We start from the raw sequence: 16,552 nt of genomic DNA on the forward strand, positions 1-16,552 counted from the left end.
GCCTACTGCGTGAGCACGAGTCGGCGCCACTCCTCGTCGATCGGCGTCACCCACGCCGATGCGAGCTCGGGGTTGGCGTTCTCGCTCAGCACGTCGTACGTCGGGACGACCGGCGACTCGGGCAGCGCGTCGAACAGCGCGCGGTCGTCGGCCTCGAGGCGGTCGAGGTCGAGCACCGTGAACTGGCCCCACACGTCGGGCTCGGCCTTCGCCGCCTGCTGCTCGGGCGAGAGCGACAGGTTCGCGACGACCATCGCGCCGGCCTTGCTGCCGGAGGTCGAGGCGAGACCGAGGAAGCTCGCGTTGCCGACCGTGCCCTCGTCGAGCGTCAGCACCTTCGTGCCTGCGGGGTAGGTGCCGTCCGCGACGAGCTGCGTGAGCGTCGCGGGGCCGTAGGTCATCGTGAAGTCGACCTCGCCGTTCGCGAACAGCTCGTTGAGCTCGTTCGAGTTCTGCGGGTAGGTCGTGCCCTCGCGCCAGAGGAACGGCCCGAGATCCTGCAGCTCCTCGAAGAGGGCCGGGGTCAGCTCGGCGAAGTCGTCCTCGCTGTAGGCGAGAGGAACGTTCTCGTAGCCGCCGTTGACGCTGTAGAGCACCTCGCGCACGAAGACGGAGCCCGTGAAGTCCGGCGGTGCCGGGTAGGTGAATCGGCCCGGGTTCGCGCGCGCCCAGTCGAGCAGCTCGTCGAGGCTCGACGGCACGTCGGTCACGGTGTCGCTGTTGTATACGAACGTGAACTGAGCCTTGTGCCAGGGGGCCTCGCAGCCGTCGACGGGCGTGCCGAAGTCGTCCAGGAGCAGCGGGTCGTCGGGGTCGGTGAGCTCCATGTTGGGCAGCAGGTCCGTCCAGCCGCACTCCCACGCGCCGGCCTCCTTGCCGGTGCCGAAGTTGTTGCCGTTGACCCAGACGAGGTCGACCTCGCCGTCGGTCTCGCCGGCCTGCACCTCGCTGAGGATGCGGTTGAGGGCGTCGGGCGTGTCGACGATCGGGACCTGCTCGAGCGTGACGCCGAGCTCGGCGGCGGCCGGGATGAGCACGGTGTTGACGTAGTCGTTGCCCTGCTCGTCGCCGCCGTACATCCAGAGCTTGACGGTCTGGCCCTCAGCGGCCTCCAGCACCTCCTCCCACGAGTCGTACTGCTGGTCGTCGCTGCCGGCGGCGGGCTCGGCCGAGCAGGCGGCGAGCGAGGCGACGAGGCCGAGCGCGAGGGCGCCGGCGACGGCTCCTCGACGCAGGGGGATGCGGTGCATGGGAACTCCAGGAGGCTCGGGACCCCGACCGCGGCGGCGGGGTCGTCTGCGTGAGTGACGCGGTGGTGGGTGGTGGTGCGGTGGATGCAGCGATGATCGGCCCCGCGGCCGTGATGCCGTTGCCGGGGTAGTCGCCTACGGCCGACTCTAGACTGACCGCGATGACACCCCGCTCAGGCTTCCCCGCCGCGAGTCGAGCCCGGCCCGCTCGCCGCGGTGTCGTGGTGCGCGCCGTCGCTCTCGGGTTATTCGTCGCCGTCGCCGTCGCGGTTGGGGTGCTCGTGCCGCTTCCCTCGGTCGACGAGATCAGAGAGGCAGTCGCCGAGCTCGGCGCATGGGGCGGCTTCGCCCTGGCGCTCGCCTACGCGCTCGTGACCCTCACACCGGCTCCGAAGAACGTCTTCTCGATCGCGGCCGGCCTCGCCTTCGGATTCTGGACGGCGCTGCTCTGGGTCTACCTGGGCGCGCTGCTCGGCGCGGCGGTCGCCTTCGCGCTCGGACGCGCGCTCGGCCGCGACGCCGTGGAGCGCTTCACCGGCGCTCGCGTCGCCCGCCTCGACGATCTTCTCGCCCGCCGCGGACTGCTCGCCGTCCTCGGCGCTCGCCTCGTCCCCGTCGTTCCGTTCACGGTGATCAACTACACCGCGGGTCTCACAGCCGTCCGTCGTCGCGACTACGCGCTCGGCACGGCGCTCGGCATCATCCCGGGAACGGTCGCCTACGTCGCCCTCGGAGCCTTCGGCCTCGAGCTCGGCTGGCCAGTATGGGCTGCGCTCGGCGTGCTCGGCGCGCTCACGCTCGCGGGCGCCGTCGTCGCGTGGCGCGGTCGCGGCGGCGGCATGGATGCCCGTCGCGCCACCCGCGAGGAGCGCGCCTGATGCTCGACCGCCCCGTCCGCGCCCTGCTCGAGCGGCCCGTCGGTGCCCTCGCCGCGGCGCTCGACCGCCCCGGCATCACGCCCGACGGCCTCACCCTCGTCGGCCTCGCGCTCGGTGTCGCCTCCGCCGTCGCCGCGGCCACCCAGCTCTGGGCGCTCGCGCTCGTGCTGTGGCTCGTATCGCGCGTGCTCGACGGCCTCGACGGAGCGCTCGCGCGACGGCGCCGGGCCGACGGGCGGGTCTCCGGCGACAGCCAGGCAGGCGGATTCCTCGACATCACGGCCGACTTCCTCGTGTACGGCGCGACCGTGCTCGGAGTCGCCCTCGGCGCGACGGCGGCGTTCGACGCGCCGTGGCAGCCCTTCGCTGCCGTCCTGCTCGCCTACTACGTCAACGGTGCGGCGTTCCTCGCGTTCAGCTCGATCGCCGAGCGCACCGGGCGCCAGCTCGACGACGGGCGCTCGCTGTCGTTCCTCGGGCGGCTCGCCGAGGGCACCGAGACGATCGTCGTGCACAGCCTCTGGCTCATCCTCCCGTTCTGGTCATGGCAGCTCGCCACGGCGTGGGCGGTCTTCGTCGGCATCAGCGCCGTGCAGCGCATGGTGGCCGGGTACCGCGCGCTGCGCTGACCCGCGCGCGGGCTCGTGCGCTCGACCGCGCGGGGCGCTCGGGGCTAGCGGGGCTAGCGCATCCGCCAGGCGGTGATGCGCGCGAGCACGGCGATCGCGCGGGCGAGCGCGCCGGAGCGCAGTCGGCCTCGGACATCCGCCACCGCCGCGTTCCACAGCGCGTCGCTGTAGGTCGGGTAGGCGTGGGTCGTGCTCGCGATGTCGCTCGTGCGGAGGCCCTGGCGAACGGCGAGGGAGGCCTCGCCGAGCGATTCGCCGGCGCGGGGCCCGACGATCGTCGCCCCGAGCACGCGCCCGCGGCCGTCGATGACGAGCCGCGTGAATCCTGAAGTGCGGCCGTCGGCGATCGCGCGATCGGTGTGGCGGTGGCGCACCTCGCTCACGGTGCACCCGTTCTCCTCCGCCTCGGACGGCAGCAGCCCGACTGCGCCGACCTCGGGGTGAGTGAAGGTCACCCGGGGCACGGCGTCGCGATCGATGCGTCGGCGCAGGCCGAGGATGGCGTTCGTCGCGGCGATGCTGCCGTTGACGCCCGCCGTGTGCGTGAACTGCGGCAGCCCGCTCACGTCGCCCGCGGCGAGGATGCGGCGGTTGCTCGTGCGCAGCGATTCGTCGACGGTCACGTGGCCGCGCTCGTCGGTGCGCACGCCGGCGGCGTCGAGCCCGAGGCCGGCCGTGCGGGGGCGGCGTCCGAGCGCCACGAGGAGGCGATCGAAGGGCACGCGGTCGCCTGTCGACAGGTGCAGGATGCCCGAGAGGCGGTCATCCGCCCCCTCGACCCGCTCCACCGTCGTCGCGACCCGCACGTCGACGCCGTCGGCGACGAGCGCCTCGGCCACGATCGCGCTCGCGTCCGGATCCTCCTTGGGCAGCAGGCGCGCGTTCCGCTGCACGAGGGTCACCTGCGCGCCGAGACGCGCGAACGCCTGCCCGAGCTCGCACCCGATCGCGCCGCCGCCGAGGACCACGAGCCGCTCGGGGCGCGAGGTCAGCTCCCACACCGAGTCGCTCGTGAGCACCTCGACGCCCTCGATCCCGGGGAGGTCGGGCACGTCGGGGGAGGAGCCGGTCGCGATCACGGCCTGCCGGAAGGCGATCGCGCGACCGTCGATCTCGGCGGCGCGGGGGCCGGTGAAGCGCGCGCGGCCCATGACGACGAGCGCCCCGGCGGCCTCCGTGGCCTCGACCGAGTCGACCGGCTCGATCTCGTGGATCGCGCCGTGCACGTGGGCGAGAACGGCCGCGAAGTCGACGTCGACGGCCCCGGTGGCGACGCCGAGCGCGCGGGGATCGACCGCCGAGTGGGCGGCCTCCGCGGCGGCGATGAGCGACTTCGAGGGCACGCACCCCGTCCAGAGGCAGTCGCCGCCCATGCGGTGCGCCTCGACCAGCAGGGCCGTCGCGCCGAAGCCCGCGGCGGTCTTCGCGGCGACCAGTCCGGCGGTTCCGCCGCCGATCACGAGGAGGTCGACGTCGGCGGGCAGGTCGGCGAGCGCGGTCATGGCCCGAGGCTACTTCGGGCGAGGGCGGGTTATGCTCCAAACGTGGCGCGCGAACGATATTCCTCCGGCGCGCGCCTGTACGACGCGCTGTCGGCCGAGTGGCCGGTGTACCGCGTCGGCAGGACGACCGCGATCGCGCAGCTCGATCCGCGGCCGGGCGAGCGCGTGCTCGATCTCGGGTGCGGAACGGGCCTCAACCACGCGCTCCTCGACGCGGCCGTCGGGCCGGACGGCGCCGTGCTCGGCGTCGACCGAAGCGCTCAGATGCTCGCGGCCGCCCGCCGCAGAGCCGAACGGTACGGCCTGCGCACCGTGCGCCTGCTCGAGGCCGATGCGACCGAGCTCGACGTCGATGCCGCGCGCGAGGCCCTCGGCGGGCCCGCCGACGTGGTCATCGCGACCTACACCCTGTCGATCATGAGCGACCCGGCCGAGGCGTGGCGCCGCGCTCTCGCCGTCGCCCGCCCCGGCGCGCGCGTCGCGATCGTCGACATGCAGGAGCCCCACGGATCCGCGCGGATCGTCTCCCCGCTCGCGCGCGCCTTCGCCGGCTTCGGCGGAGCCGATCTGAACGCGCGGACCTGGCGGATGATCGAGACCGGAGCGCGCGGAGTGAGCGCGCGCGGTCTGCGCGGCGGCCACATCCAGGTGCGCGTCGGCACCCTGCCCGACACCAGCCCGACCCAGGAGGCTCGCCCGTGACCGACCGCGCCGCCCTGCGCCACCTCGAGAGTGCGGATGCGCCCGCCCTCGTGACGCTCAACGATGCGGCGCATCCGGCCGTCCCGATCACGAGCGCCGACGAAATGCGCGCGCTGCTCGAGCTCGCGGGCCTAGCCCTGGGGCTGGAGCGCGACGGCGCGCTCGTCGGCTTCGTCATCGCGATGCACCCTGGGGCCGCGTACGCGAGCGAGAACTTCCGCTGGTTCGAGGCGCGCGGCACGGGCCATGTCTACGTCGACCGCATCGTCGTCGCCGAGAGCGAGCGAGGCAGGGGCCTCGGACCGGTGCTCTACGACGCGGTGTTCACCGAGGCGCGCAGGCTGGGCCACCCGGAGGTCACCTGCGAGGTCAACCTCGACCCGCCGAACCCGGGCAGTCTGGCCTTCCACTCGCGGCTCGGTTTCGTGCAGGTCGGCACGCAGGCGACGAAGGGCGGCAGCATCACGGTCGCGCTCATGGCGGCGCCCGTCGAGCGCTGATCGGCTACGGCCTGCGCATCCACTCGGTCGCGAGCACGGCGGCCTGGGTGCGGCGCTGCAGCCCCAGCTTCGACAGGATGCCGCTGACGTAGTTCTTCACCGTCTTCTCGGCGAGGAACAGCCGCCCGGCGATCTCGCGGTTCGAGAGCCCCTCGGCGATGAGCGCGATGATCTCGCGCTCGCGGGGTGTGAGGTCGGCGAGCGGCGAGCCCGCTCGGGTGTCGGCGCTCGCCGCGGTCATGCGCGAGCGCACGCGCGCGACGACCTCGGGGTCGAGCAGCGACTCGCCTCGGGCGACCCGGCGGATCCCCTCCACGAGCCGCGTCGCCCGCACCTCCTTCAGGAGGTACCCGTCCGCGCCCGCGAGCACGGCGCCGAGCACGGCCTCGTCGTCGTCGTACGAGGTGAGGATGACGCACCCGATGGACGGGTCGGCCGACTTCACGTCGCGGCAGACGTCGATGCCGCTGCCGTCGGGCAGCCGCCCGTCGAGAACCGCGACCGTGGTGCCCGCCGCGATGATGGCCTCGGCGGCGCCGGCGACCTCGCCGGCCTCGCCCACGACGACGATGCCGTCCTCTTCCGCGAGGAGGTCGGCGAGGCCTCGACGCACGATCTCGTGATCGTCGAGGAGGAAGACGCGCACCGGGTCGCTCATGACGCCTTCCAGGGTACGACCCAGCGAAGCTGCGTGCCGCGCGGAGATGCGGGGCCGATCGCGAAGGTGCCGCCGAGCTCGACGGCGCGAGCGCGCAGGTTCTCGAGCCCGCTGCGCCTGCCCGAGACGGGCATCCCGATGCCGTCATCGGTGATCGTGATGACCACCTGGGCGCCCCGCACCGCCATGCTGACGGTGACGGCGCGCGCGCGGGCGTGGCGGACGGCGTTCGACAGCGCCTCCCGGACGACGGCCGCGACCTCGTCTCCGAGAGAGGTGTCGACGAGAGTGTCGACGGGGCCGCTGAACTCCAGTCGCGAATCGAGGTCCTCGCCCTCGAGGGTCTGGCGCACGAGGGTGTTTATGCGAGCGCGCAGGCTGTACGCCTCGGCGGCAGGGGCAGCGGAGAGCCGGTAGATCGCCTGCCGGATCTGGCGGATCGTCGCGTCGATCGCGTCGACCTGAGCGGCGATCTTCGCACCCATCGGGGAGGTCGGGTCGCCCACGGTGCTCTGCAGAGTGAGCCCGATCGCGAACAGCGACTGGATGACGTGGTCGTGCAGGTCGCGCGCGATCCGCTCGCGCTCGTCGGCGAGGGCGAGGCGCTGCTCGTCGATCCGCGACAGGGCGAGCTCGCGGGCGATCGCGACGGACCGGGCGAATCGCTCGGCCGTCTCGCGCTCGCCCTCCTCGAAGGGATGCCCGTCGGGCCCTCTGACGATCTCGAGCGTCCCGAGGCGTCGCTCCTCCGCTCCCAGCAGGGGCACGTCGAGGCGCGGGCCGTCGCCGAGCGCGTCGCCAGCCGTCGCCGCGAGCTCCGCGTCGCCCTCGCCGATGCGGAGGACGACGCCGCGCGCCTCGGACACCGCGAGGACCGTCTCGGCGACCTCGGCGGCGTCGTCGGGACTCAGCTGACCCGCGAGGAGCCGCTGGATGACGCGCTCGGAGGCCTCGAGCCAGCGACGCTCGGCCTGCGCGCGCTCGTAGAGCCGGGAGTTCGCGATCGCCGTTCCCGCCATGGCGGCGAGGGTCGTGATGAGCGCCTCATCGACCTCGTCGAATGGATCGCCCCCCGCTCGCTCGGTCAGGTAGAGGTTGCCGAACACGGCGCCGCCGACGCGAATGGGGACGCCGAGGAAGGAGCCCATGGGCGGGTGGTGCGCGGGGAATCCGGCCGAGCGTGGATCGTCGGCGAGCCGATCGAGCCGGATAGTGCGGGCGTCCGTCACGACGGCGCCGAGGATCCCGTGCCCGGTGGGGAGGCTGCCGATCCGCTCCGCCCGCTCGACCGTCAGACCGGAGTGCAGGAACCGCTCGAGACTGCCGTCGGGGGCGATGACGCCGAGGGCGCCGTAGCGCGCGCCGACGAGCTCGCGCCCCACCTCGACGATCCGCTGCAGCGCGTGCGTGAGGTCCAGCTCGCGCGTGACGGTCTGCGCGGCGGAGACCAGCAGCGCGAGGCGGTCGCGACCCGCCGCCGAGTCGTCGGTGCGGTCGAGGATCCGCGAGACGAGGGCGGTGAGGTCGCCGTGCCCCTCGATCTCCACGCGCTAGGGCTTCGTCGGAGTGGAGGCCGTCTCGATGGTCTCCTTCACCATGAACGGGCGCAGCTGCACGGGCTCGATCTTCTTCTCGTGCTTCTTCGCCGCACGACCGCGGGCGATCAGGTTGAGAACCTCGACGCCGATCGCGAACGCGATCGGGCCGTAGATGAGCGCCTTGTCGACCTTGACATCGAAGCCCTCGGCGATCAGCATCGCGCCGATGAGCACGAGGAATGCCAGCGCGAGCATCTTGACCGTGGGGTGGCGGTTGACGAAGTCGCTCACGGCCTTGGCGGTGAAGAGCATGATCAGCACGGCGATGACGACGGCGGAGACCATGACCCAGAGCTCATCGACCATGCCGACGGCGGTGATCACCGAGTCGATCGAGAAGACCATGTCGATGAGGATGATCTGAACGATCACGGCGCCGAAGGTTGCGGCCTTGCCGCCGCCTGCGGCGTGCGCCTCCTCGCCCTCCAGCCGCTCGTGGATCTCGGTCGTCGCCTTGTAGAGCAGGAAGAGGCCGCCGACGATGAGGATCAGGTCCTTGCCGGAGAAGCCCATGCCGAACAGCTCGAAGAGGTCGGCGGTGAGGGTGATGACCCATGAAGCCGCGAAGAGAAGCGCGATCCGCATGAACATCGCGAGCGTGAGGCCGATGATGCGGGCCTTGTTCTGCTGCTCGGGCGGGAGCTTCGCGGCGAGGATCGAGATGAATACGACGTTGTCGATGCCGAGCACGATCTCGAGCAGGAGGAGCGAGGCGAAGGCGATGAGCAGCTCTGGCGTGAAGACGATGTCCATGCCGAGGATCCTAGTGAGCCGCTCGGTCGGCGGGGCTCAGGGCGTCGCGTCCTCCCAGCCGAGCCTCCTCTTGACGACCGCTGCCGCCTCGGCCGGCCAGTCGCTCCAGCGAGCGATCGCGGTCGCCTCGGCGACGTAGAGGAGGCCGCGCGCGGCGGTCTCCGGGTCGCGCTCGAGGGCGCGCTCGATGACGGCGGAGAGATCGGGATGCACCTGCTCGAGCCGCCGATAGACGTCCAGATCGTCGAGCCGCGGGTCGTTGGCCCCCGGGACGACGCGCCGATGGAGCGCGAGGAGGTGGGCGAGTGCGTGCGTGCGTATGAACTGGCCGGCCGTCAGGGTCTCCCCGCGGCGCGACCGGCCGACCCCGATGAGCAGAAGCGAGAGGAACAGCTGGGCGTGCTCGAGCGGTGAGCGCTCGGAGCCCGGCTTCGGCTTCGCCGCGACATCCTTCATCGTCGCGTAGACGCCGCCGCGGTCGAGCGGGACCTCGAAGGCGTTCGCGTGGGCCAGCGTCAGCTCGTCGGGGGCGAACACGGCGAACTCGAGAACGTGGCCGTCTCGGTAGACGCACTTGAGGCCGTGCGCGGTCTCGCGCGCGGCGATCACGAGCTGGTCGTGGTCGGGCAGCCATCGCAGATCGGTGCGCATCGCCTCGGCGTCGTGGTGGCTGGAGCACACGACGAGGAAGTCGTGGTCGCTCCACTCGTCGACGCGCGAGCGGTCGGCGGTCGATCCGGCGAGGACGAGGCCCGTGACCTCGGGGCGGGATTCGAGGGATTCGATGAGCCGGTCGAGGTAGGCGGAAAACGCGCGGCGGACGCCGCTGATGTCGAGCATGCGCACCACCCTAGGGGCGGAAGAGGCGTACACTGAGCGCTGTACACGGGAGTCCGGTGAGCCGGGCTGAGAGGAAGCTTCTCCAAGCTTCGACCGTCGAACCTGATCCGGATCATGCCGGCGAAGGGAGGACTTCTCGCACCCGTGCCGAACCGTTCGGCGTCCTCCGACGCCCTTCTAGAAAGGCACGAACATCATGGTCTCGACCGCACCCTCGACCACTTCCGCGGCCCGCGCGCCGCGCCCCTCGATGCGGTGGCGCGTCGTCGACATCGTCATCGCGAGCGTCCTCGGCGTCGCGGGCGGCCTCGTCATGGTGGTGTGGAACCTCACCTACCAGCCGATCACGGCCCCGATCGAGGCGGCGCTGCCCGGCCTGCAGGCGCTGCTCTACGGCGTCTGGCTCTTTCCCGCGGTGCTCGTCGGACTCGTCGTGCGGAAGCCCGGCGCTGCTCTCTACGGCGAGCTCGTGGCGGCGGCCACCTCGGCGCTGCTCGGCGGGTTCTGGGGCTGGACGGCGATCCAGTGGGGTCTCGTGCAGGGCCTGGGCGCCGAGCTCGTCTTCGCGCTCCTGCTCTACCGCGCGTGGGGTCTCGTCCCCGCGATCCTCGCCGGCCTCGGCGCGGGGGTCGGCATGGCGATCATGGACCTCACGTTCTACTACGCCGACTCGCGCCCCGAGTTCGTCGTGATCTACGCCGCGAGCGCGATGACCTCCGGCGCCATCCTCGCGGGCGGCGGGTCGTGGCTGCTGACGCGCGCCCTCGCGCGCACGGGCGCTCTCAGCCGGTTCGCGGCAGGTCGCGAGCACGCGGCGCGTGCCGATTCCTGACACCGGTCGGCCTCCAGGCGGGGATGAAGCTCTCGCGCCGACCACGGGCGCGGCATCCCTCGCCGCCGAGGCCTGGAGCTGGACCCCCGCGGGCCGCGCCGCGCCCGTGCTCGCCGGCCTCGACCTCGCGATCGAGCCCGGCGAGCGCGTGCTGCTCCTCGGCGCCTCCGGCAGCGGTAAGTCGACGCTGCTGCAGGCCTTCGCCGGCGTGCTCGGCGGAGACGACGAGGGCGAGCGCGCGGGAGTTCTGACGGTCGACGGCCGCGACCCCGCGCACGCGCGCGGCCGCATCGGCCTGCTCCTGCAGGATCCGGACGCCCAGCTCGTCCTGGCTCGCGCGGGAGACGACATCGCGTTCGGCCCGGAGAACCTCGGCGTTCCCGCGGACGAGATCCGCCGGCGCGTGCCGCTCGCGCTCGCTGCGGTCGGGCTCGACCTCCCGCTCGACGCCGATACGACTCGCCTGTCGGGAGGGCAGAAGCAACGGCTCGCACTCGCGGGCGTGCTCGCACTGCGACCGGGGGCGGTCCTGCTCGACGAGCCGACCGCGCAGCTCGACCCGGCGGGCGTCCGCGAGGTCGCCGCGGCGGTCGCCGCGCTCATCGCCGACCGCTCGATGACCCTTCTCGTCGTCGAGCACCGCGTCGACGTGTGGGCGCCGCTCGTCGATCGCGTCATCGTGCTCGAGCAGGGGCGGGTCGCGGCCGACGGACCGGTCGCCGACGTCATGCGCGCGCAGGGCGAGGAGCTCGCCGCGCGCGGGGTGTGGGTTCCCGGGCGCGCGCCGGAGCATCCGGCGCCGGCGTCGCGCGCTCCGGGCGAGACTCTGCTGAGAGCGCGGGGCCTCGCAGTGCGACCGCGCGGCGGAGCGGTCGTGCAGGTCGGCATCGACCTCGACGTGCGCGCGGGCGAGGTCATCGCGCTCACCGGCGTGAACGGGGCGGGCAAGACGACGCTCGCCCTCACGCTCGCGGGCCTTCTCGATCCGGCCTCCGGCGATGTCGTGGCCGGGGATGCCCTGCGCGCCGTCGATCCTCCCGTCGAGGAGCCCTCGCCCTCGCGGTGGAGCTCGCGCGCCCTCGTCGCGCGCCTCGGCGTCGTGTTCCAGAACCCCGAGCACCAGTTCGTCGCGCCGACCGTCCGCGAGGAGCTCGCGGTCGGCCCGCGCGCGCTCGGCCGCACCGAGGAGGAGGCCGCGGCGATCGTGGAGCCGCTGCTCGACCGGCTGCGGCTGCGCGCGCTCGCCGGATCGAGCCCGTTCACGCTCAGCGGTGGCGAGCAGCGGCGGCTCTCCGTCGCGACGGCCCTCGCGACGGCGCCGCCCGTGCTCGTGCTCGACGAGCCGAGCTTCGGGCAGGATTCCCGCACGTGGGCCGAGCTCGCGGCGCTGCTCGCCGCGCATCGAGACGCCGGCGGCGCGATCGTCATGGCGACGCACGATCGCGAGCTCGTCGCGGCGCTCGGCGCGCGCGAAGTGGTGCTGCCCGCCGCCGGTGTCGCTTCACCCCTCACCGCCACCCGCGGCGTCTATCGCTCAGTCGTTGCGGACGACCTCTCGGACGCCCGCAGCGAGCGACCGATAAACGGTGGGGAAGCATCACGCGCACCGCGCCCGCGGCGCACCGCGCTCGTCGAGCGCCTCAACCCCGTCGCCGCGATCGCCGCGAGCCTCATCCCGGCCCTCATCCTCATCGTGACGCTCGACATCGTCTCGGCCGGCGTCGCCCTCGCGCTCCAGCTCGCGCTCCTGCCGCTGCTCGGAGCACCGCCGCGCCTGCTCCTCCTGCGGCTGTCTCCCGTGCTCATCGCGGCGCCGCTCACCGCGTTCACCCTCCTGCTCTACGGCGAGGAGGGCGGCCGCGTCTACGCGGAGTTCCTGCTCGTGCGCATCAGCGACAACTCGATCGAGCTCGCCGGCGCGACCTTCCTGCGGGTGCTCGCCATCGGCATCCCCGCGATCGCGCTCTTCGCCCGCCCCGACGCGACGCGCCTGGGCGACGCGCTCGGGCAGAATCTGCGCCTCCCCGCACGGTTCGTGCTGGGCGCGGTCGCGGCGCTGCGGCTCGTGAGCCTCATGCGGGATGACGCTCGCATGCTCGAGCGCGCCCGACGCGCCCGCGGCGTCGGCGACCGCGGCGCCGCCCGCCGGGTCGCCGGACTCGTGCTGTCGCTGCTCGTGCTCGCCGTCCGGCGCGGGTCGAGCCTCGCGATCGCGATGGAGGCGCGCGGGTTCGGCGCGCCCCTTCCCCGCACGTGGCTGCGACCCTCGCCGTGGCGAGGCATCGACTCCGCGGCCGTCCTCATCGGCATCCTGATCTCCGCCGCCGCTCTTGCCGCGGCGCTGCTGACGGGCGAGTTCAATGCGATCCTCGACTGAGCGCCCGCGTGTGACACTCGTCGACGGGCGATCGGGTTCGGGGAAGACGACGTGGGCGACGGCTCTCGCGCGCCGCTCGGGTGCGCGGCTCCTGAGCCTCGACGAGGTGTACCCGGGGTGGGACGGCCTCGAGGCGGCCGAGGCGCACGTCATCGCGCACGTTCTGGTCCCGTTCGCCGAGGGTCGCCACGGTCGTTACCGCACGTGGGACTGGGCGCGCGCCCGCCCGGGCGAGTGGCGAACGGTGGATTCCCGACTCCCGCTCGTCGTCGAGGGCTGCGGCGCGCTGAGTCCCGCCTCGCGATCGCTCGCCGATCACGGCGTTTGGATCGAGCTCGACGACGCTGCGCGGCGCGAGCGAGCCGTCGCCCGCGATGGCGAGAGCTTCGCGCGCGAGTGGGAGCGCTGGGCGCGCCAGGAGGAGTGGCACGCGCGGCTGCACGACCCGCGCGGGTGCGCCGACGAGATCGTCTTCGGGGCACGTCCCCCTGAGCTCGACAGCTCGAGCAGCGAGCAGCGCTAGTCGAGCCAGCGGTCGAGCACCGTCAGCGGGTCGGCGAAGCGCCAGGCGATGCCCGGCTCGGTGATCGCGCCCGCCGTCTCGACGCGCACCGACTGCGTGCGCCCCGGGGTCTCGATCTCGAGCCGCCCGACGCTCTGCCCGCGCAGCACGGTCCGCCGCTCATCCAGCACGAGCCGAGACTCGACCTCGCCGGCGTCGAAGGCGAGCACGCTCGCAGGCTCGACCGCGACGAGGTCGACCGTGCGCCCCCAGTCGGAGGTCAGCTCACCCACGATGTCGCCCACCTCGACGACGGCGAGCGGCCTCACGCCCGATTGTATGGAGGGCACGAGCGTCTGCAGGGCAGAGTTCGCCGCCTCGTAGCCGGGCTGGCCGATCATGACGGCCCCGACGAGCTCCTCGCCGACCGGCACGAGCATCACGAAGCAGACGCCCGCGGCGTCGGTGTAGCTGTTCGCGGCACCGAGAACGCCGAGCGAGGGCGCGACCGCGGCGTTGTCGTTGAAGCCGGCCGTGTTGGCGCGCAGCGGCCGCTCGCGCAGGAGATCCACGAGCACCGGGTCGGCCGCTGCGAGCTGGGCCAGTACCCCGAGATCGCGGACGGGGGCGACGGAGGCGCGATTGAGGCCGGTGGCGTCGACGACGACGGTGTCGGGCATCCCGTTCTCGGTCAGCCAGTCGGATGCCCGCTCGAGGTACGCGTCCGTGCTGCCGAACACCGCGTCGGCGAGGAGCTCGGCGGTGTTGTTGCCCGAGCCGATGACCGTCGCGATGAGGAGATCGCGCACCGTCCAGCTCTCGGAGATGCCGACGGGGACGATGCGGATGCCTCCGGCCTGCAGACCGCGCTGCCGTTGCAGGTCCGCCTGGTCGATGACGATCGTGGTTCCGGTTCGGCCGGCCTCGAGCTCCGCTTCGTCGATCGCGACGAGGGCCAGCACGAGCTTGGCGATGCCCGCGATCGGCAGCTGCTCGGCCGAGCCTCCCGTGATCGGCTCGCCCTCCGGCAGCGCGACGGCCGTCGCCCCGCCCTCCGGGAGGACGATCGAGGCGGCGCCGGCGTCGAGCGCGGCCGTGTCGAGCTCGCGCTCGACGGGAGTGAGCGACGGGATGGGGCTCAGCAGGGCGCCGGCGGCGTACACCGTCGCGAGGACGAGCAGGAGCGCGAAGAGGCTGCTGATGGTGCGCGCGACGCGCCTCGCCGGTTCCATGCGGTCAGGGTAGGCGGCTCTGCGCCGCGCCGTGCGAGGGGCGCGCCGGGCTCAGGGATCAGCCCCAGCCGAGGCGGTGCAGCTCGTCGTCGTCGATTCCGTAGAAGTGCGCGATCTCGTGCACGAGCGTGATGTGGATCTGGTCCTTCAGCTCCTCCAGGTCGCCGTCGGCCACGGCGAGCAGAGGCTCGCGGAACAGGACGATGCGGTCGGGCAGCTCGCCGAAGCCGTACTGCCCTCGGTCGGTGAGCGCGACGCCCTGGTACTCGCCGAGGAGGTCGAGCGAGCCGTCCTCCGGGCGGTCCTCGACGACGAAGACGAGGTTCTCAAGGCCGTCGACCATATCGTCAGGCAGGTCGTCGAGCTCATCGACGACGAGGGCCTCGAACGCTTCCACGTCCAGGTCGAGCGGGGGGAGGTCGAGCGGCGGGCGGTCGTCGTCGCTCACGCGCGCCGCTCCTCGGCGAGATCGAGGACGCGCACGAGGTCGTCCTGCATCCAGGCGAGCCAGTCGTAGAGGTCGCGCATGCCCTCGCGGTCGTCGCCGACCTCCATGCGCTCGGCGAGCACGAGGCGCAGGTCGCCGATCGCTCGCACCCAGTCGAGCGCACCGGCCTCATCGAGGCGGATGCGTGTCGACTCCGACGCGGCCGACGCGTCGGCGAGAGCCGCCGCGAACCGCGAGGCGAAGGAGCCCTTGCGCTCGGCGAGCGCGCGGCGGCTCAGGCGGCGCCACTCGGCGGCGGCCTCCTCATCGTCGCGGTAGGCGTCGGGCAGCAGACGGGCGACTGCCGGGTCCGAGCCGGAGAGCGACTCGTCGTCGGCGGCCTCGCCAAGCAGCGCGGACAGCTGCGCGGCGAGCGAGGCGAGGATGCGCGCCTCCTCCGGCTCCACGACGGCCTCGAAGCCGCCGTCGACGAGCACGAAGCCCCTCATCGGGGCGCCCTCTCGAGCGTCGCCCAGAGCCCGTACTCGTGCATCGCCTCGACGTGCCGCTCCATCGCCTCGCGATTGCCCTCGGCGACGATCGCCCGACCCTCGGTGTGCACCTGCATCATCCGCTGCTCGGCGGTCGGGGCATCCATGCCGAAGTGACGGCGGAAGACCCACGCGACGTAGCTCATGAGGTTGACCGGGTCGTTCCAAACCACCGTGCTCCATGGCACCTCGCTCGCGTGGAGCTCGCGCCGCTCGACGTCGACGACCTCGTCGATGAGGGGAACAGCGGGGAGGGCGACCATGCGTCCATTCTCCCGCACCGCTCCGACGGGCCTCGACGCGGTTCGCTGCGGATCAGGCCGACTTCTTCGCCGGGGAGGCCTTCGTGCTCGCGGTGCTCTTCTTCGCCGAAGCGTTCTTCACCGGCGCCTTCGCGGCCGAAGCAGCCTCCTTCGGAGCCGCTGTCTTCGGAGCAGCCTTCTTCGGAGCAGCCTTCTTCGAAGCAGTCTTCTTCGACGTCCCGCCGCCCTTCTTCTTCGCCCGGTTCGCGTCGATGCTGCGCTGCAGCGCATCCATGAGGCTCAGCACCTCGCCGCCCGAGTCCTCATCGTCCTCGGTCTCGCCGAACGTCTCCTCCGTCGACATCGCATCGCCCTGCGCGAGCTTCGCCTCGACGAGCTTCCGCAGCTCGTCCTGGTACTCGTCGCTGAACTGCTCGGGCGCGAAGTCGGAGGCGAACGATTCGACGAGCGACCGGCTCATCCGCAGCTCCTTCGCGCCGATCCGCACTGCGGCGTCGAGGGAGGGGAACCGCGCCTCGCGCACCTCGTCGTCCCACAGCAGCGTCTGCAGCATGAGCACGTCGCCGCGGACGCGCAGCGCCGCGAGCCGCGTCTTCTGCCGCAGCGAGAACAGCACGATCGCCGTCCGATCGGCCTCCTCGAGCGTGCGCCGCAGCAGCACGTACGCCTTGGGGGAGGAGCCGTCGGGCTCGAGGAAGTAGCTGCGGTCGAACATGATCGGATCGATCTGCTCGGTCGGCACGAACTCGACGACGTCGATCTCCTTGCTGCGCTCGCTCGGCAGCGTCGCGAGATCGTCGTCGGTGAGCACGACCGTGCGCTCGCCGTCGTCGTAGGCCTTGTCGATGTCGCCGTACGAGACGATCCTCCCGCACACCTCGCATCGACGCTGATACCGGATGCGCCCGCCGTCGGCGTCGTGCACCTGATGCAGCGGCAGGTCGTGGTCCTCGGTGGCGCTGTAGACCTTGACGGGGACGTTGACGAGCCCGAACGTGATCGCGCCCTTCCAGATCGATCGCATGCTCCCAGCGTGCGCGCGGTGCGAGCACACGCCA

The 16,552-nt window shown here is 72.5% G+C and carries 18 protein-coding genes and 1 riboswitch; of the genes, 7 read left to right on the forward strand and 11 right to left on the reverse strand.

Features of this window, described 5'->3' with window-relative positions:
• Nucleotides 1-2: 2 nt before the first annotated feature.
• Nucleotides 3-1,250, reverse strand: a complete 1,248-nt coding sequence (locus FHX53_RS01055) for an ABC transporter substrate-binding protein (RefSeq protein WP_182489377.1) — start codon at nucleotides 1,248-1,250, stop codon at nucleotides 3-5.
• Between the two features lie 161 nt (nucleotides 1,251-1,411).
• Between FHX53_RS01055 and FHX53_RS01060 the strand changes: the two genes are divergently transcribed.
• A complete protein-coding gene (locus FHX53_RS01060) occupies nucleotides 1,412-2,128 on the forward strand; it encodes a TVP38/TMEM64 family protein (RefSeq protein WP_182489379.1) in 717 nt (238 codons plus the stop codon).
• Nucleotides 2,128-2,757 carry a CDP-alcohol phosphatidyltransferase family protein gene (locus tag FHX53_RS01065; RefSeq protein WP_182489381.1) on the forward strand — a complete coding sequence of 210 codons (630 nt, stop codon included), beginning with the start codon at nucleotides 2,128-2,130 and terminating at the stop codon, nucleotides 2,755-2,757. Before FHX53_RS01060 ends, FHX53_RS01065 begins: the two co-directional genes overlap by 1 nt.
• A 53-nt stretch (nucleotides 2,758-2,810) precedes the next feature.
• On the opposite strand, the gene FHX53_RS01070 is transcribed toward FHX53_RS01065, so the two are convergent.
• A complete protein-coding gene (locus FHX53_RS01070) occupies nucleotides 2,811-4,259 on the reverse strand; it encodes a dihydrolipoyl dehydrogenase family protein (RefSeq protein WP_182489383.1) in 1,449 nt (482 codons plus the stop codon).
• A 42-nt stretch (nucleotides 4,260-4,301) separates the two neighbouring features.
• Between FHX53_RS01070 and FHX53_RS01075 the strand changes: the two genes are divergently transcribed.
• Both FHX53_RS01075 and FHX53_RS01080 read left to right on the forward strand, forming a co-directional pair.
• Nucleotides 4,302-4,961: a methyltransferase domain-containing protein gene (locus tag FHX53_RS01075; RefSeq protein ID WP_182489385.1), complete on the forward strand. Its 660-nt coding sequence runs from the start codon at nucleotides 4,302-4,304 to the stop codon at nucleotides 4,959-4,961.
• The gene (locus tag FHX53_RS01080; protein WP_343050727.1) at nucleotides 4,958-5,461 is read left to right on the forward strand and encodes a GNAT family N-acetyltransferase; all 504 of its coding nucleotides are present in this window, start codon (nucleotides 4,958-4,960) and stop codon (nucleotides 5,459-5,461) included. The genes FHX53_RS01075 and FHX53_RS01080 overlap by 4 nt, the downstream gene beginning before the upstream one ends.
• A 4-nt stretch (nucleotides 5,462-5,465) precedes the next feature.
• On the opposite strand, the gene FHX53_RS01085 is transcribed toward FHX53_RS01080, so the two are convergent.
• From FHX53_RS01085 to FHX53_RS01100, 4 genes are read right to left on the reverse strand one after another with little or no spacing between them, the layout of a single operon-like run.
• Nucleotides 5,466-6,119 (reverse strand): LuxR C-terminal-related transcriptional regulator, encoded by a 654-nt coding sequence (locus FHX53_RS01085; RefSeq protein ID WP_182489387.1) that lies wholly within the window; start codon nucleotides 6,117-6,119, stop codon nucleotides 5,466-5,468.
• Nucleotides 6,116-7,666 (reverse strand): GAF domain-containing protein, encoded by a 1,551-nt coding sequence (locus FHX53_RS01090; protein ID WP_182489389.1) that lies wholly within the window; start codon nucleotides 7,664-7,666, stop codon nucleotides 6,116-6,118. The genes FHX53_RS01085 and FHX53_RS01090 overlap by 4 nt, the downstream gene beginning before the upstream one ends.
• A 3-nt stretch (nucleotides 7,667-7,669) precedes the next feature.
• Nucleotides 7,670-8,470, reverse strand: coding sequence for a TerC family protein (locus FHX53_RS01095; protein WP_182489391.1), 801 nt, complete (start codon nucleotides 8,468-8,470; stop codon nucleotides 7,670-7,672).
• Between the two features lie 36 nt (nucleotides 8,471-8,506).
• Nucleotides 8,507-9,310, reverse strand: coding sequence for a hypothetical protein (locus tag FHX53_RS01100; protein WP_182489393.1), 804 nt, complete (start codon nucleotides 9,308-9,310; stop codon nucleotides 8,507-8,509).
• A gap of 35 nt (nucleotides 9,311-9,345) precedes the next feature.
• Nucleotides 9,346-9,456: riboswitch (TPP riboswitch) on the forward strand.
• A 50-nt stretch (nucleotides 9,457-9,506) separates the two neighbouring features.
• Here FHX53_RS01100 and FHX53_RS01105 point away from each other — a divergent pair.
• The 3 genes from FHX53_RS01105 to FHX53_RS01115 are packed head-to-tail and all read left to right on the forward strand — an operon-like array spanning nucleotide 9,507 to nucleotide 13,042.
• Complete coding sequence (locus FHX53_RS01105; RefSeq protein WP_182489395.1) at nucleotides 9,507-10,142, forward strand: ECF transporter S component; 636 nt, start codon at nucleotides 9,507-9,509, stop codon at nucleotides 10,140-10,142.
• Nucleotides 10,129-12,519 (forward strand): ATP-binding cassette domain-containing protein, encoded by a 2,391-nt coding sequence (locus tag FHX53_RS13955; protein ID WP_182489397.1) that lies wholly within the window; start codon nucleotides 10,129-10,131, stop codon nucleotides 12,517-12,519. The genes FHX53_RS01105 and FHX53_RS13955 overlap by 14 nt, the downstream gene beginning before the upstream one ends.
• Nucleotides 12,520-12,529: 10 nt before the next feature.
• Complete coding sequence (locus tag FHX53_RS01115) at nucleotides 12,530-13,042, forward strand: nucleoside/nucleotide kinase family protein (RefSeq protein WP_182489399.1); 513 nt, start codon at nucleotides 12,530-12,532, stop codon at nucleotides 13,040-13,042.
• Here the strand turns inward: FHX53_RS01115 and FHX53_RS01120 are convergent.
• From FHX53_RS01120 to ku, 5 genes are read right to left on the reverse strand one after another with little or no spacing between them, the layout of a single operon-like run.
• Entirely contained in the window at nucleotides 13,039-14,253 is a 1,215-nt protein-coding gene (locus FHX53_RS01120; protein ID WP_182489401.1) for a serine hydrolase, read from the reverse strand. The genes FHX53_RS01115 and FHX53_RS01120 overlap by 4 nt on opposite strands.
• Before the next feature lie 58 nt (nucleotides 14,254-14,311).
• Nucleotides 14,312-14,701 (reverse strand): metallopeptidase family protein, encoded by a 390-nt coding sequence (locus tag FHX53_RS01125; RefSeq protein WP_425488291.1) that lies wholly within the window; start codon nucleotides 14,699-14,701, stop codon nucleotides 14,312-14,314.
• Nucleotides 14,698-15,189 (reverse strand): DUF2017 family protein, encoded by a 492-nt coding sequence (locus tag FHX53_RS01130; RefSeq protein ID WP_182489403.1) that lies wholly within the window; start codon nucleotides 15,187-15,189, stop codon nucleotides 14,698-14,700. The genes FHX53_RS01125 and FHX53_RS01130 overlap by 4 nt, the downstream gene beginning before the upstream one ends.
• Nucleotides 15,186-15,494, reverse strand: coding sequence for an ATP-dependent Clp protease adapter ClpS (gene clpS / locus FHX53_RS01135; protein WP_182489405.1), 309 nt, complete (start codon nucleotides 15,492-15,494; stop codon nucleotides 15,186-15,188). The genes FHX53_RS01130 and clpS overlap by 4 nt, the downstream gene beginning before the upstream one ends.
• Nucleotides 15,495-15,546: 52 nt before the next feature.
• A complete protein-coding gene (gene ku / locus FHX53_RS01140) occupies nucleotides 15,547-16,518 on the reverse strand; it encodes a non-homologous end joining protein Ku (RefSeq protein WP_182489407.1) in 972 nt (323 codons plus the stop codon).
• Nucleotides 16,519-16,552: the final 34 nt, after the last annotated feature.

The sequence above is a fragment of the Microcella alkalica genome (assembly GCF_014137945.1).
In the GTDB taxonomy this organism is placed as follows: domain Bacteria; phylum Actinomycetota; class Actinomycetes; order Actinomycetales; family Microbacteriaceae; genus Microcella; species Microcella alkalica.